At 44.3% G+C, this 21,237-nt stretch carries 19 protein-coding genes; 1 reads left to right on the forward strand and 18 read right to left on the reverse strand.

Annotated elements, in window-relative coordinates; all coding sequences use genetic code 11:
- Complete coding sequence (wzzB, locus tag F0320_RS14035) at nucleotides 1-981, reverse strand: LPS O-antigen chain length determinant protein WzzB (protein ID WP_126331265.1); 981 nt, start codon at nucleotides 979-981, stop codon at nucleotides 1-3.
- A 192-nt stretch (nucleotides 982-1,173) separates the two neighbouring features.
- On the opposite strand from wzzB, the gene F0320_RS14040 reads away from it, so the two are divergent.
- A complete protein-coding gene (locus tag F0320_RS14040) occupies nucleotides 1,174-2,178 on the forward strand; it encodes an NAD-dependent epimerase (RefSeq protein WP_126331263.1) in 1,005 nt (334 codons plus the stop codon).
- A 52-nt stretch (nucleotides 2,179-2,230) separates the two neighbouring features.
- Here the strand turns inward: F0320_RS14040 and ugd are convergent, their stop codons facing one another.
- The 17 genes from ugd to wcaM all read right to left on the reverse strand — a co-directional run bounded on the left by ugd (nucleotide 2,231) and on the right by wcaM (nucleotide 21,233).
- Nucleotides 2,231-3,397, reverse strand: a complete 1,167-nt coding sequence (ugd, locus tag F0320_RS14045) for a UDP-glucose 6-dehydrogenase (protein ID WP_126331261.1) — start codon at nucleotides 3,395-3,397, stop codon at nucleotides 2,231-2,233.
- 226 nt (nucleotides 3,398-3,623) lie between these two features.
- Nucleotides 3,624-5,030 (reverse strand): NADP-dependent phosphogluconate dehydrogenase, encoded by a 1,407-nt coding sequence (gene gndA / locus F0320_RS14050; RefSeq protein WP_126331259.1) that lies wholly within the window; start codon nucleotides 5,028-5,030, stop codon nucleotides 3,624-3,626.
- A gap of 167 nt (nucleotides 5,031-5,197) precedes the next feature.
- Complete coding sequence (cpsG, locus tag F0320_RS14055) at nucleotides 5,198-6,568, reverse strand: colanic acid biosynthesis phosphomannomutase CpsG (RefSeq protein ID WP_055703382.1); 1,371 nt, start codon at nucleotides 6,566-6,568, stop codon at nucleotides 5,198-5,200.
- 18 nt (nucleotides 6,569-6,586) lie between these two features.
- Nucleotides 6,587-8,014 carry a mannose-1-phosphate guanyltransferase gene (cpsB, locus tag F0320_RS14060; RefSeq protein WP_126331299.1) on the reverse strand — a complete coding sequence of 476 codons (1,428 nt, stop codon included), beginning with the start codon at nucleotides 8,012-8,014 and terminating at the stop codon, nucleotides 6,587-6,589.
- Nucleotides 8,015-8,022: 8 nt separating this feature from the next.
- Entirely contained in the window at nucleotides 8,023-9,132 is a 1,110-nt protein-coding gene (locus tag F0320_RS14065) for a glycosyltransferase (RefSeq protein WP_126331301.1), read from the reverse strand.
- Entirely contained in the window at nucleotides 9,133-10,188 is a 1,056-nt protein-coding gene (locus tag F0320_RS14070; protein WP_126331303.1) for a glycosyltransferase family 4 protein, read from the reverse strand. It lies immediately after the preceding gene.
- Nucleotides 10,185-11,459, reverse strand: a complete 1,275-nt coding sequence (locus F0320_RS14075) for an oligosaccharide repeat unit polymerase (protein ID WP_126331305.1) — start codon at nucleotides 11,457-11,459, stop codon at nucleotides 10,185-10,187. Before F0320_RS14075 ends, F0320_RS14070 begins: the two co-directional genes overlap by 4 nt.
- Before the next feature lie 13 nt (nucleotides 11,460-11,472).
- Nucleotides 11,473-12,369 carry a glycosyltransferase family 2 protein gene (locus F0320_RS14080; RefSeq protein WP_126331307.1) on the reverse strand — a complete coding sequence of 299 codons (897 nt, stop codon included), beginning with the start codon at nucleotides 12,367-12,369 and terminating at the stop codon, nucleotides 11,473-11,475.
- Between the two features lie 18 nt (nucleotides 12,370-12,387).
- Nucleotides 12,388-13,845, reverse strand: coding sequence for an oligosaccharide flippase family protein (locus F0320_RS14085; RefSeq protein ID WP_126331309.1), 1,458 nt, complete (start codon nucleotides 13,843-13,845; stop codon nucleotides 12,388-12,390).
- A 2-nt stretch (nucleotides 13,846-13,847) separates the two neighbouring features.
- The gene (locus F0320_RS14090; protein ID WP_126331311.1) at nucleotides 13,848-14,672 is read right to left on the reverse strand and encodes an NAD-dependent epimerase/dehydratase family protein; all 825 of its coding nucleotides are present in this window, start codon (nucleotides 14,670-14,672) and stop codon (nucleotides 13,848-13,850) included.
- Nucleotides 14,665-15,225, reverse strand: coding sequence for a dTDP-4-dehydrorhamnose 3,5-epimerase (gene rfbC / locus F0320_RS14095; RefSeq protein WP_039262638.1), 561 nt, complete (start codon nucleotides 15,223-15,225; stop codon nucleotides 14,665-14,667). The genes F0320_RS14090 and rfbC overlap by 8 nt, the downstream gene beginning before the upstream one ends.
- 26 nt (nucleotides 15,226-15,251) lie before the next feature.
- Entirely contained in the window at nucleotides 15,252-16,127 is an 876-nt protein-coding gene (gene rfbA, locus F0320_RS14100; protein ID WP_039262639.1) for a glucose-1-phosphate thymidylyltransferase RfbA, read from the reverse strand.
- Between the two features lie 32 nt (nucleotides 16,128-16,159).
- Nucleotides 16,160-17,242 (reverse strand): dTDP-glucose 4,6-dehydratase, encoded by a 1,083-nt coding sequence (rfbB, locus tag F0320_RS14105; RefSeq protein WP_126331313.1) that lies wholly within the window; start codon nucleotides 17,240-17,242, stop codon nucleotides 16,160-16,162.
- A 32-nt stretch (nucleotides 17,243-17,274) separates the two neighbouring features.
- Nucleotides 17,275-17,859: an acyltransferase gene (locus tag F0320_RS14110; protein ID WP_039262641.1), complete on the reverse strand. Its 585-nt coding sequence runs from the start codon at nucleotides 17,857-17,859 to the stop codon at nucleotides 17,275-17,277.
- The gene (locus tag F0320_RS14115) at nucleotides 17,859-18,452 is read right to left on the reverse strand and encodes a CatB-related O-acetyltransferase (RefSeq protein ID WP_126331314.1); all 594 of its coding nucleotides are present in this window, start codon (nucleotides 18,450-18,452) and stop codon (nucleotides 17,859-17,861) included. Before F0320_RS14115 ends, F0320_RS14110 begins: the two co-directional genes overlap by 1 nt.
- 319 nt (nucleotides 18,453-18,771) lie before the next feature.
- A complete protein-coding gene (galF, locus tag F0320_RS14120; protein WP_023312389.1) occupies nucleotides 18,772-19,665 on the reverse strand; it encodes a GalU regulator GalF in 894 nt (297 codons plus the stop codon).
- A gap of 176 nt (nucleotides 19,666-19,841) precedes the next feature.
- Complete coding sequence (gene wcaM, locus F0320_RS14125; protein ID WP_126331316.1) at nucleotides 19,842-21,233, reverse strand: colanic acid biosynthesis protein WcaM; 1,392 nt, start codon at nucleotides 21,231-21,233, stop codon at nucleotides 19,842-19,844.
- Nucleotides 21,234-21,237: the final 4 nt, after the last annotated feature.

Consider the following 21,237-nt stretch of genomic DNA (forward strand, 5'->3'; position numbering starts at 1 on the left):
TCAGGCTTTGGGTTTGTAGTTGCGCAATGCGTTGCGGCCAAGCACAAAACCGGAACCAAGCAACCCGCCCAGCAGTACAGCAAGAATAAGAGTAATTGCTTTTTTTGGGCTGTCACGGCGCACAGGGAGTTCCGGCTTCATGACATAACGGTAAACGTGGATCGTGTCTGGGTTAACGCTCAGATTCTGGATGTCCAGCAGATTTCGCCTGGTCTGGTAATAAGCTCTGGGAAAGACCAAAGGGAGAGAAGCTTCGTTGTCAATCATTGATCTCAGTCCCTCACTTCCCAGCAAGAACATCGTTTCCTGAGTCACCTCCTGGGTTTGCTGGAGACGCGGCGAGGTAATTTTCGCTGCTTCAGCGTTCTTGAGTGCCTCAGCAATCTGTTTTATACGCAGATCTTTCTGTTCCTGAGCGACTTTCTCCTGGTTTTGCAGGGAATCATTCAGGGTCTTTATCTGCGCTTTGATGTTGTCATTAAGGTCAGCGGCCAGTTCTTTAGCCGTTTGCTCATCTACCTGCTGGATGAACTGTGCCAATTGCTTTTGCGCAGCTTCTGCAGATGTACTGGTATACGATACTATTAATGGGAGCGGCTGCTCTTTAACCGTGGGCTCGATCGTCAGTTTTTCAGGCACTGCCTGGTTTTCAAGAGCCTGCGACAACGCCGAGAATGAGGAGCTAAAACGACCGATAGCGCGCGTTTGGTTGTCAAGCATTGTAGGTGCTGCGGTACCATAAAGGATGTTCAATGCATTAGAATAACTGGCAATCTGGGCCGCATCTGGTTGCGTAATAATCGCACTTGAGGTCCATTTTTCCTTTGCGACAGAGAGATATCCAATTGCCAGGGCGATACAAACAACAATAAAGGCGGCTATCACCCACTTCCCACGCCACAGCTGCAGCATTAAATCAAGTAAATCAATTTGCTCCGGGTCATTGCCTCGGCTGACCTGGCTATTGTTATTTTGCGTCATACAATCCCTAACTGATAAAAAAAGGGCAAACATAATTTTGTTTGTATAGTTTATCGATTACTGGCGATTTTTCTATAAGAATCCGATGAGTAATATCGGAAAGATGGGTTATGTAACTTACACCCTTCGCGCTATCATAGACGTCATCTGATGCGTTACGGCATCTGTAGAATAGGGTTTATGAGGGAAGCTATGAAATTTTTGGTCACGGGTGCAGCAGGTTTTATCGGTGCGAATGTCAGTAAACGCCTCCTTGAGGCTGGTCATCAGGTTATCGGTATCGATAATCTCAATGAATACTACGATGTCAACCTGAAGCTGGCACGCCTGGAACTGTTAAAATCTGAGCGTTTCACCTTTCACAAGCTGGAATTAGCTGACCGGGAAGGAATGGCTACGCTTTTCGCGGCTGAGAAGTTTGATCGTGTGATTCATCTTGCCGCGCAGGCGGGTGTACGCTACTCCCTGGAAAACCCACACGCGTATGCTGATGCCAACCTTATTGGGCATCTCAACGTGCTGGAAGGCTGCCGCCATAATAACGTTCAGCATCTTCTGTATGCCTCATCGAGCTCCGTATACGGTCTCAACCGGAAGATGCCTTTCTCCACTGACGACTCCGTGGATCACCCGGTATCGCTCTATGCCGCGACCAAAAAAGCCAACGAGCTCATGTCGCATACCTACTCCCATCTCTACAATCTGCCGACCACCGGCCTGCGCTTCTTTACCGTGTATGGTCCATGGGGACGCCCGGACATGGCCCTGTTTAAGTTCACTAAGGCGATCGTTGAAGGCAAAAGCATCGACGTTTACAACTACGGCAAGATGAAGCGCGATTTCACTTACATCGACGACATCGCCGAAGCCATTATTCGTCTGCAGAATGTTATTCCTCAATCTGACACAAACTGGACCGTTGAGACCGGCTCACCGGCAACCAGCTCAGCGCCCTACCGGGTTTACAACATCGGTAACAGTTCGCCAGTTGAACTGATGGATTACATTACCGCGCTGGAAGACGCGCTGGGTAAAAAAGCCGAGAAAAACATGCTGCCTCTCCAGCCAGGAGACGTACTGGAAACCAGCGCAGACACTAAAGCACTGTATGACGTGATTGGTTTTAAACCGCAAACCTCAGTCAAAGACGGAGTAAAGAACTTCGTTGACTGGTATCGCGATTTCTACAAGGTCTGAAAATAAAAAACCCGGCAATTCAGCCGGGTTTTTTAGAGGATAAAGCAGAGAATCAGTCGCTACCAAACAGATCGCGGGTATAAACCTTATCCGCCACATCTGCCAGCTCTTCCGCCATGCGGTTCGAGATGATCACGTCAGCTTCTTGCTTGAACGCATCCAGATCACGAATCACTCGTGAGTGGAAGAATTCATCTTCCTGCATTGCAGGTTCATAAATGATGACCTGCACGCCTTTCGCCTTGATACGCTTCATGATCCCCTGAATAGAAGAAGCGCGGAAATTATCGGAACCGCTCTTCATGATCAGACGATATACGCCCACCACTTTTGGTTGACGCGCAAGGATAGAATCAGAGATGAAATCTTTACGTGTACGGTTAGCGTCAACAATCGCCGATATCAGATTGTTAGGTACAGCCTGATAGTTTGCCAGCAGTTGCTTAGTGTCTTTTGGCAGGCAATAGCCGCCGTAGCCAAATGACGGATTGTTGTAGTGGTTGCCAATACGCGGGTCGAGACACACCCCTTCAATAATCTGGCGGGTATTCAGGCCAAGACTTTCTGCGTAGCTGTCGAGCTCATTGAAATAAGCTACTCGCATTGCCAGGTAGGTATTCGCGAAGAGCTTAATCGCCTCAGCCTCAGTGGAGTCGGTAAACAACACCTGAATATCTTTCTTCAGCGCCCCTTCCTGAAGCAGCGCAGCAAAACGTTCAGCGCGCTCAGAACGTTCGCCAATAACGATACGCGAAGGATGCAGGTTATCGTAAAGCGCTCTCCCCTCACGCAGGAATTCCGGCGAGAAGAAGATATTATCAATACCGAATTTTTCTTTAATGGATTTGGTAAAACCGACAGGAATGGTCGATTTAATGACCATCACCGCATCAGGGTTGATCGCGATAACGTCTTTGATCACCGCCTCTACAGTTGAGGTGTTGAAGTAGTTGGTTTTAGGATCGTAGTCAGTAGGCGTCGCAATGATGACGTAATCCGCATCGCGGTATGCATCTTCTTTATCTGTCGTGGCGCGGAAATTCAGCGGTTTATTGCTGAGATAGTCCTGGATTTCTTTATCCACAATCGGCGATTTTTTCTGATTGAGCATATCCACTTTGGCCTGCACGATATCCAGCGCAACCACTTCATGATTCTGAGCAATCAGAATGCCGTTAGAAAGACCGACATACCCTGTTCCGGAGATTGTTATTTTCATTCGCTAATGACTTCTGTGAGTTAACTGTATTGATGGCCGCCAGACCATCGCGATAAACCTAACTGTTGGGCTTTGTACCTCCTGGCAAACTGAACTGTCAAGGCAAACCAGGAGTAATCACTACGAGCGGGGCGAGATTCAGACTACTTCGAATAACAGGCGACATTTTTTGCATAAAAAAACCCGGAGACTGGCTCCGGGTTTTGATTACAGCGAGTAAGCTAACTTATTCCATCCATTCGGTATGGAACACGCCTTCTTTATCGGTACGCTTGTAAGTATGCGCACCGAAGTAGTCACGCTGTGCCTGAATCAGGTTAGCTGGCAGCACAGCAGCACGGTAGCTGTCGTAGTAAGCTACTGCAGCAGAGAAGGTCGGAACCGGGATACCGTTCTGGACAGCGTAGGCAACCACGTCACGCAGCGCCTGCTGATATTCGTCCGCAATCTTCTTGAAGTACGGTGCCAGCAGCAGGTTGGCGATACCGGCGTTTTCAGCATAGGCATCGGTGATTTTCTGCAGGAACTGCGCACGAATAATACAGCCAGCGCGGAAGATCTTCGCGATCTCACCGTAGTTCAGATCCCAGTTGTTCTCGTCTGACGCCGCACGCAGCTGAGAGAAGCCCTGCGCGTAAGAAACGATTTTACCCAGGTACAGTGCACGACGCACTTTCTCAACAAATTCAGCTTTATCACCCGCTGGTTTAGCCTGAGGGCCAGACAACACTTTAGATGCCGCCACGCGCTGCTCTTTCAGGGAAGAGATGTAACGCGCGAAGACGGATTCGGTGATCAGAGACAGCGGTTCGCCCAGATCCAGAGAGCTCTGGCTGGTCCATTTACCGGTACCTTTGTTGGCAGCTTCATCCAGAATCACATCAACCAGGTATTTACCCTCTTCATCTTTCTTCGTGAAGATATCTTTGGTGATGTCGATCAGATAGCTGTTCAGCTCGCCTTTGTTCCACTCGGTAAAGGTTTCAGCCAACTCTTCGTTAGAGAGGTTCAGACCGCCTTTCAGCAGGGAATAAGCTTCAGCAATCAGCTGCATGTCGCCGTATTCGATGCCGTTGTGCACCATTTTCACATAGTGACCTGCACCGTCTGCACCGATATAGGTTACGCAAGGCTCACCATCTTCAGCCACGGCTGCGATTTTGGTCAGGATAGGCGCAACCAGTTCGTATGCATCTTTCTGGCCGCCAGGCATGATAGATGGGCCTTTGAGGGCGCCCTCTTCACCACCGGAAACCCCGGTACCGATGAAGTTGAAGCCTTCAGCAGACAGCTCACGGTTACGACGAATGGTGTCCTGGAAGAAGGTGTTACCGCCATCAATGATGATGTCACCTTTTGCGAGGTAAGGCTTCAGGGAGTCGATAGCTGCATCGGTACCTGCGCCCGCTTTCACCATTAACAGGATACGACGAGGCGTTTCCAGAGACTCAACGAACTCTTTCACCGTATAGAAAGGAACCAGTTTCTTGCCTGGGTTCTCGGCAATCACTTCTTCGGTCTTATCACGGGAGCGGTTGAAAACGGAGACGGTATAACCACGGCTTTCGATGTTGAGCGCCAGGTTGCGCCCCATCACTGCCATACCGACAACGCCGATCTGTTGCTTGGACATTACATACTCCTGTCAGGTGTGGTCACCACGGCTTATGCGCGGCTTGAAATGTGGTTGAGATGTTAACTCAGTATTAGGTGACATGAATAGCTTTTGCTGATCTATGTCACACTGATTGCACAATCCAGGTACAGTCAAGCCGCCAGAAATACGCTGGCGGCAGACCCTCACTTCCTGAGCAAAGCCAGAATTTCTTGCGTTTTCTCTTCCATCAGCGCCGTGTCAGCACGGGACTCCACGTTCAGGCGCACCACCGGCTCGGTGTTGGACGAGCGCAGGTTAAAGCGCCACTGCGGGAATGCCATGCTGATGCCGTCCGTACGGTCAATTTCCAGCGCGTGGATCGCAAAGTGCTGCTCCACGCGGGCAATGGCCTCGGCCGGCTGCGCCAGCTTGCTGTTGATCTCCCCGCTCGCCGGGAACGCCGCCATGCGGTCGCGCACCAGCTCGCCCAGCGTCTGCCCCTTCAGGCACAGCAGCTCGGTCACCAGCAGCCACGGGATCATCCCGCTGTCGCAGTAGGCAAAATCACGGAAGTAGTGGTGGGCGCTCATCTCGCCGCCGTAGATGGCGTCTTCTTCGCGCATGCGCTCTTTGATGAAGGCGTGGCCGGTTTTGGACATCACCGGCGTGCCGCCCGCCGCTGACACCACGTCGACGGTGTTCCAGGAAAGGCGCGGGTCATGAATGATTTTCGCGCCCGGGTTTTTCTCGAGGAACGCTTCCGCCAGCAGGCCGACAATGTAGTAGCCCTCGATGAACTGCCCTTTCTCGTCGAACAGGAAGCAGCGGTCGAAGTCGCCGTCAAAGGCGATGCCCATGTCCGCGCCGTGCTCAATCACCGCGTTGCGGGTGTCGTCGCGGCACTCCGGCAGCAGCGGGTTAGGAATACCGTTCGGGAAGTTGCCGTCCGGGGTGTTGTGCACCTTGACGAAGGTCACCGGCACGTTCAGCGCCTTAAAGCGGGCTTCCAGCGCATCCACCACCGGGCCGGCCGCGCCGTTACCGGAGTTGATGACCAGCTTCAGCGGCTTGAGGTTCGCCACGTTGATGTAGCCCAGCAGGTGGTCGATGTACTCTTTCTGCAGGTTGATTTTTTTGTAGCTGCCGCGCTTCGCGTCGTTCACCGGCGGGAAGTCGTTGGCTTCCGCCAGGCGCTGCACGTCGCGCAGGCCGGTGTCGCCGCTGATAGGACGGGCGCCCTTGCGCACCAGCTTCATGCCGTTGTAGTCCATCGGGTTGTGGCTGGCCGTCACTTCGATACCGCCGTCCACGCCCAGGTGGAAGGTGGCAAAATAAATCTCTTCTGTCCCGGAAAGGCCGATATCCAGCACGTCCACGCCCGCGTCCTGCAGCCCTTTCGCCAGGGCCAGCTTCAGGGATTCACTGGTCAGACGCACGTCGCCGCCCAGCACGATGGTCTGCGGTTTTAAATATTCGCCATACGCGCGGCCGATGCGCCACGCGATGTCTTCATTCAGCTCTTCGCCCAGCTTGCCGCGAATATCGTAGGCTTTAAAACAGGTTAATTTTTCCATGATAATTTTACCGTAATCTCAAACACGACCATACCTGTCAGCAAAACGTACAATATCATCCTCTCCAAGATAAGAGCCTGAGCGAACCTCAATCAATTCCAAAGGGATCTTTCCAGGGTTCTCCAGACAGTGCGTTGCTCCAACAGGAATATAAATAGACTCATTTTCACCGAGGAGTTTGGTTTGCTCGTTAATTGTAACTTGCGCAGTTCCTGCGACGACTATCCAATGCTCAGCACGATGGTGATGCATCTGAAGAGAGATACCTTCGCCCGGCTTTACGGTCAATCGCTTAACTTGATAGCGGCTTCCCGTATCAATCGAGTCATATTTACCCCAGGGACGATAAACTTCGCGGTGAGTATGATGTTCATGACGGCCGTCTGCTTTGATCGATTCGACAATTTTCTTCACATCCTGAACGGCGTTACGATCGGCAATCAATACAGCATCCTTGGTCTGCACAACGACTAAATCTTTCACCCCAACAGTAGTCAATAGCCCGGATTCAGAATACAGGAAACTATTTTCGGTATTGCAGGACAAGACGTCACCTGTAACGACGTTACCCTCTGGAGTCTTATGGCTAATATCCCAAAGCGAAGACCAGGAGCCGACATCACTCCAGCCAGCATCCATTGGCACAACAACAGCATCTGAAGTCTGTTCCATCACAGCATAATCAATCGACTCATCAGGACAAGCTCTGAAAGCTTCCTCGTCAACGCGAATAAAGTTGAGGTCAGGATCAACAGAGCTCATGGCCTTTTCGCACGCCTTAAGAATATCCGGACGATATTTTTTCAGTTCCTCAAGATAGCGATCGGCACGGAAGAGAAACATCCCGCTATTCCAGTAGTATTCACCGCAGGCAACATAGGCTTCCGCCGTTTCAAGATTAGGTTTCTCAACAAATTGCGCGACCTCAAATGCATCTGCATGCTCAACGTCAACGCATGGCACACCTCGACAAATATAACCATAGCCAGTCTCTGGTTTATGCGGGACGATGCCAAAGGTCACAAGCTTTCCATTTTCAGCATAAGGCAGCGCCTTACGAACTGAATTACGGAAAGCTTCTTCATCCTGTATGACGTGATCGGCGGCCAGAACCAGCATGAGCGCATTGCCCTCGTGCTGGGTTCGAACTGCAGCAAGTGCAGCCAACGCTATCGCCGGAGCAGTATTACGACCAACCGGTTCAAGGATGATATTCTCAGTGAGTTTATTCATCTGGCGCAGTTGCTCGGCAACGATAAAGCGGTGCTGTTCGTTACAAATGACGACGGGACTTTCGCATTCAATGCCCTGTAATCGGTTAATTGTCGCTTGTAACATTGTCAGTTCACCTTCCAGACAGAGAAATTGTTTTGGATAGAGAACACGAGAAAGCGGCCATAAACGACTACCGGAGCCCCCGGCCATAACAACAGGAAATAATGACATGATTGAACTCACTTTAATGATGAATATAAATTAATTATATTCTTAACCATCAACTCTTTAGTAAACATAGTATCAAATCTGGCTTTCGCGCCTTTACTATATGTCTCACTACTTTGAATAACAGAAACAATTCCTTTAGCAAGTGCTTTAGCATCATTCGGCTCAACAACGATGCCAGTCTCGTTATGCTGATTAACCCAGGCCACACCACTTCGTGGAATATTTGTCGACACAAGCGGTCTGGAGAAACTCATAGCTTCTAACTGAACCACACCAAAAGCTTCAGATTCATGAATAGATGGCAGACAAAAAACGTCACATGCTTTATAATAAGAAGCCAAATCCGAATAATTGATACTACCAAGAAGAATTACTTTATCTGACAATCCATCATTAGCAATTTTTTGCATTAATGAATCAATCAATGGGCCAGTACCGCCAATAAGAACAATGTAATCTTCAGGAAGTTCCTTCGCAGCATCAATCAGGTATTCCATACCCTTATAGTAAACAAGACGACCCAAAGAAAAAATTATTTTTTTATTTTGATAACGTTGCTTGATACTTTTTTCAAGATCCTCATTCAGTGGCATAACACGGGTATCAACCCCAATTGGAATACAAACAATTTTATCCTGATAAGGCTGTAAAGTTGGAGAAGACTGCCCATACACAGGGCTAGTAACGATAATTCTGGTACACTTATCTAAAATCCATTTTTGTAGCGGAGCAAAAAGCATCAATAATTTTTTTTGCTTAACAATATCGCTGTGCCAATGGAGAACTATCTTCCCTTTGGGCGGGAATAAAAAGAGTGCCAAAACAGCCAGTGGATTTGGAAGATGGACATGGATAACATCATAATTATTTCTTATCGTTCTCCATCGGGATATTAAGGAAAATGATAACGGTGTTGAAAAAAGCTGTGCAAACAATTTCTGACGGTAAACTTTATAACGGAGTTTGTCGTCATTTTTTCTTTCTCCAATTGGATCAACACAGAGTACATCAACAGGTTGGTCATTACTTTTTGCGATACCTTCACTTATATCGAATGCTACCTGTTCGATTCCACCATGTACTGGAGGGTAAAATTTGCTAAACTGTAAAACCTTCATTCAAATATTCCTTTGAGAGATCACATCCATAAGTTTCGATGCAACATCACGTACGTCAAATTTTTCTAACCGATGATATCCATTGCGAATCAATACAGGACTGAGCTCATCATAATTTTCAATCAATTCACGTAACTTAGAACTAAAATCTAATGAGTCCTCTGGATTAAAATAATATGCCGCATCGCCACAAACTTCAGGGATACTTGCGCGGTCAGAAGCCATTACAGGACAACCGCGTTGCATTGCTTCCAGAGGAGGAAGTCCGAAACCTTCATATAGTGACGGATAGACAAAAATAGAAGCATCTCTGTATTTTAACTCTAAATCGTCATCTGATAGATATCCACAGAAGACAATGTTCTCATGCTGTGAAAACGTCACTTTTGAGAAAGCTGTCCCTAACCCTCCCACCACGATGAGTTTATAATCTTCGATTTTTGAATTCAAAAAAGCATTAATAACAAACTCGATATTTTTTCTCGGCTCTAAGGTACCAACCAATAAAATCTCTTTATGCTTAACCGCTTCGCTTGCAATATGATTCTTGAGGTTAATAGATGTATCTACGGAGTTTGGCAATACAGTGATCTTATCTGGATCAACCGTCAAATATTTCTCTATCTCTGATTTTGAAAAGTCACTAACCGTAAAGATACCTCTCGCAATTTTCGACTGAATGGCATAGTTAACCTTGTATACAGCACGGTATAAGAAACGGAACCACTTTGGATATGCGTACAATGACATATCATGGATAGTAAAGTAACAGTTCTTGTAAAACGCAGGTGATAACCCAGTGAAGCAGAGCAGTAACGGGCTACCGACGCTTCTTAGATAACGAGGTAATTCGATTTGTTCCCAGAAGTGACCGTTACGTTTTCCTATTTGAAGGATATTAAATTCCTTCCTCCATTTCTCATCAATGAGGTCAGTTTTCGGTGTCAAAAAACAGATATCAGGAACGTGTTTAACGAGTTCCCTACATAGTACCAATGCATATTGCTGTACACCAGTTTTACGTTGAGTCAAAAATCTCGCATTAATATAGATCATTTATTACTCGGCATTCTGTAGATGTAACACTGAAACATAAAGAAGGAATAAAAAAGAATAAATCTAAAAGGTAATGTAAAGAGCATCGAAGCAACAATATACATTAGAATGATAAAGTGGTTCTTATTTGCTTTAAGTCTGGCTGACAACAAACATATACCCAGGACAAATATGAGCAAGCCCGGCAGGCCGAAACTTAAAATAATAAAACTTAAGACATCTTTTGGTGCAAAACTTTCATAGGCACTGGGATCCGACGAAGATAAATAAGATCTCATCTCATTACAGTTTACGTCCAAACCAGAAAGAGCCTGACAATAGTCATGTATAAAAGGTGATAGCGTGCTCTTGAAACCATATACTCCACTGCCAAGTGGATAATCACTAAGATGCCATATGCTGACAATAGGGAAACCCAGACGAGTTACATACGTCATCGTTGCAGAATTTGACAAATTAGCTGCAATGAGTGCAAAAAGGTCATAATAGATGAATGCAAGACTGACAAAAAGAACAATAAAAGATAACGGAATGAGTTGATATGTATAATTATAAAAACCCTTCACCTTGAAAAAATAGACTAGCCCAAGGAGCACTGGGATTATCAGGAATGAAAATTTAGCACCTGAAATATAGGTGGTAATGGCAAACATACACGCAAGAATTAGTCTGTACTTTTGATTAGACAACATCACCATCAAGAACATTAGACCATAAAAATAGCCATTTAAACTTGGCTCTGCAAAAGTGCCTGCAAAGCGAAAGTTTTCATCATATAACCAAGCCCCACCTAATACTTTAACATGAAAACCAAACTTCGCCATGATGTAAAGTATCAGCGCCACACCAAGAAATAAACTTGATATCTTGACACTAAAACGATATATATCAAAGTTACTTTCAAGTTCTTTAGCATAACTAAATATAACAAACCATAAGAGCATATTTAGTAAAAGCGCGAAGGTTTTATCATATTCAGCACCATGATAGAATGCACCAAGCGCAGCACCTAAGAGAAGGATAAAGGCAAAAAAGAATATCTTTGCAAGGTTAAGACTGCGAATCCTGAAAAGTAGGAGTAATACGATTACAAGGATGATCTTCAGGCCAAAATCAGCAATACTTGAAAGGCCTTTCATCAAACCAATCTGAGAAAAGTCAACACCACTAAAAAGCGAATTAATTAATAATAGCCCAACAAGTGATTTGACAATAAAAGTTGTAGATAAATTATAGTTATTGACAAGTGTGCTACTGGAAATTTCGCTCACCTTAACCTCTTAGTCATTTATTTTTTAACATTAGTCCGTCGATAATCCCCCTGACAAAAGCCTTATAAACCTTATATGGCGTTTTGCGACAAAGTGGATAAACCAACCGGGTTACAATGGTAAATAAAACGCTAACAATATAATAAGGAGCTTCAATATTTTTTCTGGCAAAAAATATACGGTTCCTTGTCAAATAATATGCACCAAATAGACTTAACCCCCCCCCAGTAGAAGTACTAACCTTATGAAACACTAGAGGTTCATTAATAATTCTAACTCGGGTGCCAGCTATGTTTGCACGATAGAGAAAATCAGTATCATCGTAATAAGCAAAGTAACGAGCATCCATCATACCTATAGTGGCAAACATCGAAGCATGTACAAGTAAAAAACATGTTGGTGCATAATCGCACTCTTCTGGAATATTAGCGTAAATATCATCGTAGTCGGCTCCCTCAAAAAGATGAGGGGCAATAGCTTTTTTCTTATTAAAAAATGCGCCTGCGTACCAGACTTTTTTTTCTGGATAACTGAATATTACAGGTGAAACAAGTTTGTATTGTCCCTCCTCAGCAACACTCATCATTTTGCTGAGGGTATCTTCCTGTTCAAAAAGTAGATCGTTATTAGTGAGTAATATATACTCACACCCATCCTTTAAAGCTTCTTCAATGCCTTGGTTGTTGGCCTGCGCAACCCCAACATTATTTCCGTCATTATTAATATAGGTATACTCTATGTCTTTCCTCAAGAGAATTTCTTGCGTTAAGTTAAAAGAATCCTGATTTGTACTGTTATCCACAATATAAAGATGCTTGTTATGATATTTTTGTTTTTCAACACTCGAATAAAAGTCAGGCAGCACACCTGGAGAATTGAACAAAACAGTAACGAGTCCAACTTTTTTCACACTTTCACCTAAGCAATATTAGTATTGATTTAACAGATTCTTGATGCTTTTTACTTGTTTTATTATGAAGACAGTAAATACAACTATAAAAGCTATCTGGATGCCATAAATAATACAATGGATAGTTACCGACTGAGTCATCACCAGACTGACCAGGCAGATGGCTATCATCACTGGTATTACCAGAAAAGAGACAAATATCAGATTTGACTTATACTCAGCTTCAGCCCGATACTTGCATGCGTATACCGCCATGATTAATACGCCTGAAATAAACGTCGAATAGGCAATTCCAATCGCGCCATAGATACGAACAAAGAAAATCGACAACGCAAAGTTTAATAGTCCTTCGAGCACCGGCAGCCAGGCGATTGATAATTGTTTGCCGTAGGCGACTAACATAAGTCCGTAGGGCGCTGCAATCATTCGGATAAGATAAGCCGCAAGCAGCAAAGAAAACATTACGTGCAGGTTCGTCGCTTGCAGATAGCCCAACCAGACACCGAGGATATGAACAGCGGCAAACCAGGCAATAAAGACACCGATAAAGACAATCATCGAGAAAATGAAGATAAGTTTGTTAACCAAAAGTTCAACATGCTGGTTATTCCCGTGATTGTGCATCCTTATCATAGGTTGAATTATAGGATTAATCATGGCTCCCAAAATTCCCACCCCAGCATTAACAAGCGTCATTAATACGGCAAAACCAGCTAGTTCCTGAAATGAGTATTTACCGACGGTAAAGGTGCCTATACCGGAAATTAAGAACTGGGCTATATTCCATACTAAGAGCCCGCTGAAAAAGACAACTATTGTTCGAAATAAATTTATATCCAATGATAACTTTGCTCTTTGAGATGTATTTCTTAATTTATATAAAATATAAAATGCAATTTGATTAAAACTGTTTATTGCAAAATAAACCCATGCAATAACATCGAGACCATGATGAACAAGCAACAGAATCAACGTGCCCAGAATCACTTTAAAAAATATATTTATGCCAGCGGTAATATCATTGCGTTCTATACCAGTAAAATAACCAACAAAGGGTGAGAAAACGTTATTAATGACAAATGAACTGCCAATTAATATAAGAATTAGTTTAGCATTAGCGTTGGTTTCTGAAACTTCAGGGAAAAATGAGAAAAAGAATTTTGCTAAAATAAATATTCCGCCCAAACATACCATGCTGAGCAGTAACGAAAAAAGCAATGACTGATGCATTGCCTTTTGAACTTTCTGTGGGTTACTTAAATGAAGGGCGACAAAACGCCCTACCGTAACCTGAAGACCAATTCCAAAAATGCCGATCAAAACCCCGACCTGAAGAGTAAGGGACCAAATCGAAAAATCTACCTTTGAAAGATTGTGTAGTAAAACTGGAGAGATAACTATTCCAAGTATTACATTTGAGAAGCCATTTATTATATTAGATAAAGAGTTTTTAAGTAACCGCTTAAAACCACTCATATTTATCTCGCCAGTTCTTCTTTATAACTAGCTATCATAATTTTCAAATCATCAAGCACATGTTGTGGTTTATAATCCGGAATTTCAGTAGATAACTTATTTATGCTTGTTACGGGGAACTCTTCACGAGGAAAATGACCGTCATGCCAGTTAACTTTACAAGCCGTCTCTTTTTCAATGACATCAGCGATTTGCTTAGCTGTGACGTTAAATCCAGATGCGACATTGTATATTTCTTTATTGGTGTTTTGGTTTTCAGCCAACCACACACATGCTTTAGCGACATCATTGACCGAAACATAGTCCTTAGCATATTCAGGTGCAACAAACATGTTGATTTCACCATTATTAATGGCATGACGAATAATGGACGGCAGGAATAATGTACTATTAAGCGCTAAACCATAGACATTGCTAGGTCGAACTACAGTAACATCACGTTCGCTCTTAAGGCACAATTCTTCTGCTACCAGTTTGGTCAGATTAAACAGCTTCCTGTTATCATCCGCGGTGACTACCAGATCGTCAGTTTCATTCGCGCTATGATGGTTCATATAGACTCGAGTTGAGGATATATATACCAGCTTTTCAAACTGTGCATCCTGCAGTAACTTTGCCAACAAAACCGTATTTGCTTCCAGCACAGAAAAATAGCTTTTGGCACAATCACCATTACCAGCACAATAAATGACTTTGCCCAACTCACCATTGAGAGAATTGCAGCTGTTGCGATCAGGAACAACGACATCATGCCCTTGCTCTTTAAGCAATGTAACGATATGTGAACCAATAAAACCGTTACCCCCAATAACTGTATACTTAGCCATTTGTCCAGCCTTTAAGAATCTGTTCTTTGATACTTGCAAGTGAAGGTAAAATACAATCTTTAGCAGAAACTACAGGATTAGAAACTGGCCATTCTATACCCAGATCTGGATCGTTCCAGATAAGACCACCTTCATCAGTTGGATCATAATAATCTGTGCATTTGTACTGGAAACTAGCAGTATCACTTAATACACAGAAACCATGAGCGAAACCAGGAGGAATATAAAACTGAAGAAAATTATCTTCGGATAGAATGACTGAATGATGCTGACCAAATGTTGGTGATTCTGGGCGGAGATCAACGGCCACATCAAAAACAGAACCCTGGGTTACTGAGACTAACTTACCCTGAGGCTTTGTTTTCTGAAAATGAAGCCCGCGCAGAACATTTTTCGTCGATTTAGAACGATTATCCTGAACAAAGTCCAGACCAAATCCTAATTCCTGGTAACGTTTTTTCTGATATACTTCGAAGAAATAGCCACGTTCGTCACCAAAAACTTTAGGTTCAATAATTACAGCATCTTTTAAGGGCGTTTCAATAATTTTCATACTTTTTAGTACTTTATGTTAGATTTTCAGTCTTTAGCTAAATGCTGCAAATATTTGCCATAGTCATTTTTATTGAGTTCTTTGGCTAATTTTGCTAACTGTTTCTTATCAATGAAACCTTTGCGATAAGCAATCTCTTCCGGGCAAGAAACTTTGAGACCTTGACGTGATTCGATCGTCTGAATAAAGTTACCTGCCTCAATTAGACTCTCATGCGTTCCTGTATCAAGCCAGGCATATCCACGTCCCATAATAGCAACTGAGAGCGAATTTTTTTCCAGGTAGAGGCGGTTAATATCAGTGATCTCTAATTCACCACGCGCTGACGGTTTCAGCTGTTTAGCCATCTCAATGACGTCATTATCATAAAAATAGAGACCAGTCACAGCGTAATTACTTTTTGGCTTCAGTGGTTTCTCTTCTAAAGAAAGCGCTTTGCCATTCTCATCGAAATCTACCACGCCATAACGTTCAGGGTCTTTCACATGATAGGCAAAGACTGTAGCTCCTTTTTCCTGATTCATTGCCATTTCAAGTTCTTTTGGCAAATCGTGACCATAGAAAACATTGTCTCCAAGGACTAAAGCACAAGAATCGTTACCGATAAACTCTTCACCAATGATAAATGCCTGAGCAAGACCATCAGGACTTTCCTGGACTTTATATTCAATGTTCAGTCCCCATTTTTTACCGTTACCCAGTAATTGCTCAAAGCGCGGGGTATCCTGAGGTGTGCTGATGATGAGAATATCCCGAATACCCGCAAGCATCAGCGTGCTTAACGGATAATAAATCATCGGCTTATCATAGATTGGCAGCAGCTGTTTACTAACCGCCATCGTCACAGGGTAAAGGCGAGTACCTGAACCACCGGCTAAAATAATTCCTTTTCTTTTTGACATGTTCAATGCTTCTTATGACGGGGTTGAAAAGATTAGCGTTGCTCGTAATTTTTATTGATCCAGTCCTGATAGGCACCACTCATAATATTTTGGACCCAATCCTGGTTATCAAGATACCAATGAATCGTTTTCTTAATACCAGATTCAAAGGTCTCTTGAGGTTTCCAGCCGAGTTCCAGAGTGATTTTACTGGCATCGATAGCATAGCGTCGATCGTGGCCTGGGCGATCGGCAACATAAGTGATTTGTTCGCTATATGAGGTATTCTTCGGCTTTATTTCGTCAAGAATATTGCAGATGGTCTGTACTACTTCAATATTTTTTTTCTCATTATAACCGCCGATATTGTAGGTTTCACCTACGATACCTTCCGTGATAACGGTATAGAGTGCACGGGCATGATCCTCAACGTACAACCAGTCACGGATCTGATCACCTTTGCCATAAATAGGCAACGGTTTACCTTGTAATGCATTGAGAATTACCAACGGGATTAACTTTTCTGGGAAATGGTAAGGTCCATAATTGTTTGAACAGTTAGTCACAATAGTTGGGAAATTATAAGTCCGATGCCACGCGCGTACTAAATGATCGCTTGATGCTTTAGAGGCAGAGTACGGGCTGCTTGGAGCATAGGCGGTATGCTCAGTAAACAATGGAAGACTTTTGTTATTATCCCATTCATCAGGATGAGGTAGGTCCCCATACACTTCATCGGTTGAAATATGATGGAAACGAAATCCCTGTTTCTTTTCACCTTCCAGGTTTTGCCAGTATTTTCTGGCTGCTTCAAGCAAGACGTAGGTTCCAACAATATTCGTTTCAATAAACGCAGCCGGACCGGTGATTGAACGGTCAACGTGACTTTCTGCTGCCAGATGCATTACTGCATCAGGTTTATGAATTGAAAAAATTGCGTCTAATACCTGTGCATCGCAAATATCAGCATGAACAAAAGCATAACGATCGCTGTTTTCAATGTCTTTTAAAGATTGAAGGTTACCTGCATAGGTTAACTTATCAACATTTACCACAGAATCAGTTGTTGAATTAATAATATAACGCGCTAATGCCGAACCGATGAATCCGGCAGCACCAGTAACTAATATTTTCATTTTTTATCTCAAATAAGTAAAAATGGATTGCATTAAGAAACACTGATCCATTCATTTCGTTCGAAACAGTATTTTTTGATAACTTTTGCAGGTACACCGGCACAAACAGAATAATCGGGGATATCTTTCGTAACTACAGAATTTGCTGCGATCACACTATTTTTACCAATGCAAGCACCTATGATGGAGACATTTTCCCCTATCCAAGCACCCTCTTTAATAACCACATCCCCTTTGAATATTACAGGTTGTTGGCTTACTGGAATATGAATATTTTTGTATTCATGAAGATTATCTGATATATATACCTTATCGGCGATAAGAACATTTTTTTCGATAATTACACGGCGCACACTTACGATATGTAAAAAGCGACCAATATAAACGTTATCACCTATATTCAGAATCGGATTATGGTTATCAATTTTTAATGCCAATGCCCACAACCCCGGTTGGATTACCACTCTATCTCCAACCTCTATATATCTTACCCCTTGCAATATATCAGGTTTAAAAATACCGCTTTTAATTCCGAATTTTTTAAATGAAATACGAAAAATTAATGAAGAAAAAAGAGTGGCTATTTTACGCCTGACCTTGAACATCAATTCGTACATTATAATCCCTTTTTAAAATTTGAGGAAAATTCTACAAGGGTATCTACATCAAACTCCCACCAGGAACATTTTATGTTATGTCTGTCCCTAATAAATTTCGCAGGAACACCACCTACAATAGTATAAGGTTGTACATCTTTGGTAACAACCGATCCAGCCCCAATGACGGCTCCATCGCCAATAGTCACACCATCCATTACGATGGCATTAACGCCAATCCAAACATCATTGCCTATGATGATTTTCTCGGATTCAGTAATAGACTCAATTATTTTTTTACTAACTCTATGATTTTTCAATCTATAAGGGAAGCATGTATTTTCAGAGTAAAATATTGGATGTGTAGAAAATAAATCAACTGGATGTTTTCCAAGACCTATTTTGACACCTTCTGCAATCGAACAAAATTTACCGATCTGACAATTGTTGACAGAGGCGGTACCTGCAAAATACGTATAATCACCAACTATAGAATTAGTTATATGTGCACGACGAAATAACACAGTGTAACGACCGAATTGTGTAGACCGATTTTTTCTTTTATAAAAATATGATAACAATTTTATTTTCATTCTCGATAAAGCTTGCTTCATATAGTGACCTACACTGTTTAATATCAATTTAGTTTGAAAAATCAACGCTACCGCCCCTGGCTCAACAGCTACCAGTTCACTGAAACAATGGGCAAATTGTTCAAAATCTATCTTTCTTACACATTGAGTATGAAAGATTTAATCTGATATTGTGGTCCTAATTGCACATCAAAACAAGAAAAAAACCACAGTTTAACTTAATGGCGTTTCTTAGCATCAGTACATGACCCGCTGATTTTTAAATAAAAAACGGCAGAGAGCGATGAGAATGTATCATTTGCTCTTCTGCCGCTATTGTGTTTGTCTAATAACCAAACAGCTACTCAGCTAACAGTTGCTCGATTTTCTTACGGAACTTCGCCCCTTCCTTCAGGTTACGCAGCCCATAGTTCACGAACGCCTGCATATACCCCATTTTCTTACCGCAGTCATAGCTGTCGCCGGTCATCAGCATAGCGTCAACGGACTGCTTCTTCGCCAGTTCGGCAATCGCGTCGGTCAGCTGAATTCGATCCCAGGCGCCTGGCTCGGTTTTTTCCAGCTCTGCCCAGATATCGGCGTTCAGAACGTAACGACCCACTGCCATCAGGTCGGAGTCCAGCGTCTGCGGCTGATCCGGTTTTTCGATAAACTCAACGATGCGGCTCACCTGCCCTTCCGTCTCCAGCGGTTCTTTGGTCTGGATCACAGAGTACTCGGAGAGATCGCCCTTCATGCGTTTCGCCAGCACCTGGCTACGGCCGGTTTCATTGAAACGTGCCACCATTGCCGCAAGGTTGTAACGCAGTGGATCGGCAGAAGCGGTATCGATGATGATGTCCGGAAGAACAACAATGAATGGGTTATCACCCACAACCGGACGGGCACACAGGATAGAGTGGCCCAGCCCCAGCGGCTGCGCCTGACGCACGTTCATGATGGTCACGCCCGGCGGACAAATAGACTGCACTTCCGCCAGCAGCTGGCGTTTGACGCGCTGCTCAAGCAGCGCTTCGAGTTCGTAAGAGGTGTCGAAGTGGTTTTCTACCGCGTTCTTGGACGAGTGCGTAACCAGGACGATTTCTTTGATCCCTGCAGCAACAATCTCGTCGACAATGTACTGAATCATTGGCTTGTCGACGATCGGCAGCATCTCTTTAGGAATGGCTTTTGTGGCTGGCAGCATATGCATGCCCAGGCCTGCTACCGGAATGACTGCTTTCAAATTAATCATTATTTCTTCCACCTTAAAATGGTTGACGAATTATAGCTCTTAAAGCTGTTTTCGCCAGCATGATTTGCCGTAATCCTTGGGCAATGTTACGCCTTAGCATCACAAATTTCTGTAGTTGTAATCTGATTAGATCGCGCTTTTATGCCAGGAATAGTCTCAAAACTGATGATTGTCGATTATCTGTGCGGAAGCGCAAAGTTCAGCCTTTCCACATTCACCACCTGCTGGTCGACCCGGTCAATATCCACCGAACTCTGCCCCTTCTCATTCACAGCTTTAATGTTCGCCAGCGACAGCAACGTCTCGTCTTTCGCCATGAATTTACCCCGCACATCCTTGCGCAGGTCGAAGTTAATCTTCAGGGCGGGACCCACAGCGGCTTCCTGCATCACATTGATGTTGCGTAAAAAAAGATGCTGCGGCTTGTTGTGTAGTTCAAGCGTAGCACGCTGCATTTCCACGTTGGTTATCGCCACAAACGAGGTGGCGTTACCGGATGAAATCTGTATTCCGCGCAATTTATACGCAAGCTGTCGGTTATCGAGATGAATATTGTTGAGCTTGAAGTTCTGCGGGATGGACAAATAATCGCCTTTTATGACCCCATAGCCGATTAACATTCCGGCACTGTTCACCATATCGACATTATCAATAATGAAATTATCACAGCCATAAATGGCCACCGTGGCGTTGTCTATTCCCGCCTTTTTACTGAAGTCGGGAGTTATATTTTTGGCCTTAATATTGCGAATAACAAAATGTTTACCGTTTTCCACGTGCACCAGCTGGCGACAGTTGCTGCCGGTGATGTTGGCCACCACGAAGTTCTTAACGGTTTGTTTTTCCGGGTAGTCGTTATCATAGGTGCTGCCGGCGAGGCCAATGCCGATGCCCCAGTTGATTTTGCCGTTGGTGCAGTTGATGTTGTCGATGACATGATCGGAGATCAGGATATTGCGATCGTTGATGGCGACGTTCCACTCGATCGCATCCCCCTGCAGATGGCTAAATTTGCTGTTGGTGATGCGGGCTCCGTCCACCTGGTTGTGGAAACCCTGGCGCAGGATTGCGTAGTTGGCCTGACTTACGCTGATGTTATCAATCAGCAGATTGCGCATAATGCTCGGTTTCTTGCCGCCGATGTAGATCTGCGTCACCGGGCCAAAACCGCTCATGGCCAGCCCTTTGATAACGCAGTCAGAGCCGCGAACGTCGAGCGTAATGTTCTCCGTGCGACCAGCACCTTCACCGATTACTTTGCTGCCTTCCTGAAGAACAAAGCGGCCGCGCCCGTTGCCGGTTAATGCCCCACGGATCAGCAGCGTTTTACCGTCGGGAATGAAAATGCCCGTATTGATGTTTTCGCAGGTGAGTCCGGCCGGGACCACAACGGTGTCGCCGTCATTAAACGCCTGCTTAAAAGCGGCGATCCAGTCGTTGTTGTTGTACTGATTAACAGAGACCGTTCTGCCGCTTGCCGCCCGCGCGATGCGTGACGACAGCAGCGGCGTGGCCGCCAGAACGGAGAGAGAAGAGACAAAGGTGCGTCGGGTAATCTTTTTCAGCATACAT

This window comes from Enterobacter dykesii, assembly GCF_008364625.2.
Taxonomy (GTDB): domain Bacteria; phylum Pseudomonadota; class Gammaproteobacteria; order Enterobacterales; family Enterobacteriaceae; genus Enterobacter; species Enterobacter dykesii.

Bases quoted from the DNA above. Each gene is read 5' to 3' on its own strand.
- rfbA (WP_039262639.1), bottom strand. From the start codon at position 16,127: ATGTCAAAAAGAAAAGGAATTATTTTAGCCGGTGGTTCAGGTACTCGC.
- cpsG (WP_055703382.1), bottom strand. From the start codon at position 6,568: ATGGAAAAATTAACCTGTTTTAAAGCCTACGATATTCGCGGCAAGCTG.
- rfbB (WP_126331313.1), bottom strand. From the start codon at position 17,242: ATGAAAATATTAGTTACTGGTGCTGCCGGATTCATCGGTTCGGCATTA.
- rfbC (WP_039262638.1), bottom strand. From the start codon at position 15,225: ATGAAAATTATTGAAACGCCCTTAAAAGATGCTGTAATTATTGAACCT.
- wzzB (WP_126331265.1), bottom strand. From the start codon at position 981: ATGACGCAAAATAACAATAGCCAGGTCAGCCGAGGCAATGACCCGGAG.
- F0320_RS14085 (WP_126331309.1), bottom strand. From the start codon at position 13,845: ATGAGTGGTTTTAAGCGGTTACTTAAAAACTCTTTATCTAATATAATA.
- galF (WP_023312389.1), bottom strand. From the start codon at position 19,665: ATGATTAATTTGAAAGCAGTCATTCCGGTAGCAGGCCTGGGCATGCAT.
- F0320_RS14090 (WP_126331311.1), bottom strand. From the start codon at position 14,672: ATGGCTAAGTATACAGTTATTGGGGGTAACGGTTTTATTGGTTCACAT.
- F0320_RS14065 (WP_126331301.1), bottom strand. From the start codon at position 9,132: ATGAAGGTTTTACAGTTTAGCAAATTTTACCCTCCAGTACATGGTGGA.
- F0320_RS14110 (WP_039262641.1), bottom strand. From the start codon at position 17,859: ATGTACGAATTGATGTTCAAGGTCAGGCGTAAAATAGCCACTCTTTTT.
- F0320_RS14115 (WP_126331314.1), bottom strand. From the start codon at position 18,452: ATGAAGCAAGCTTTATCGAGAATGAAAATAAAATTGTTATCATATTTT.
- F0320_RS14040 (WP_126331263.1), top strand. From the start codon at position 1,174: ATGAAATTTTTGGTCACGGGTGCAGCAGGTTTTATCGGTGCGAATGTC.
- ugd (WP_126331261.1), bottom strand. From the start codon at position 3,397: ATGAAAATAACAATCTCCGGAACAGGGTATGTCGGTCTTTCTAACGGC.
- wcaM (WP_126331316.1), bottom strand. From the start codon at position 21,233: ATGCTGAAAAAGATTACCCGACGCACCTTTGTCTCTTCTCTCTCCGTT.
- gndA (WP_126331259.1), bottom strand. From the start codon at position 5,030: ATGTCCAAGCAACAGATCGGCGTTGTCGGTATGGCAGTGATGGGGCGC.
- F0320_RS14070 (WP_126331303.1), bottom strand. From the start codon at position 10,188: ATGATCTATATTAATGCGAGATTTTTGACTCAACGTAAAACTGGTGTA.
- cpsB (WP_126331299.1), bottom strand. From the start codon at position 8,014: ATGTCATTATTTCCTGTTGTTATGGCCGGGGGCTCCGGTAGTCGTTTA.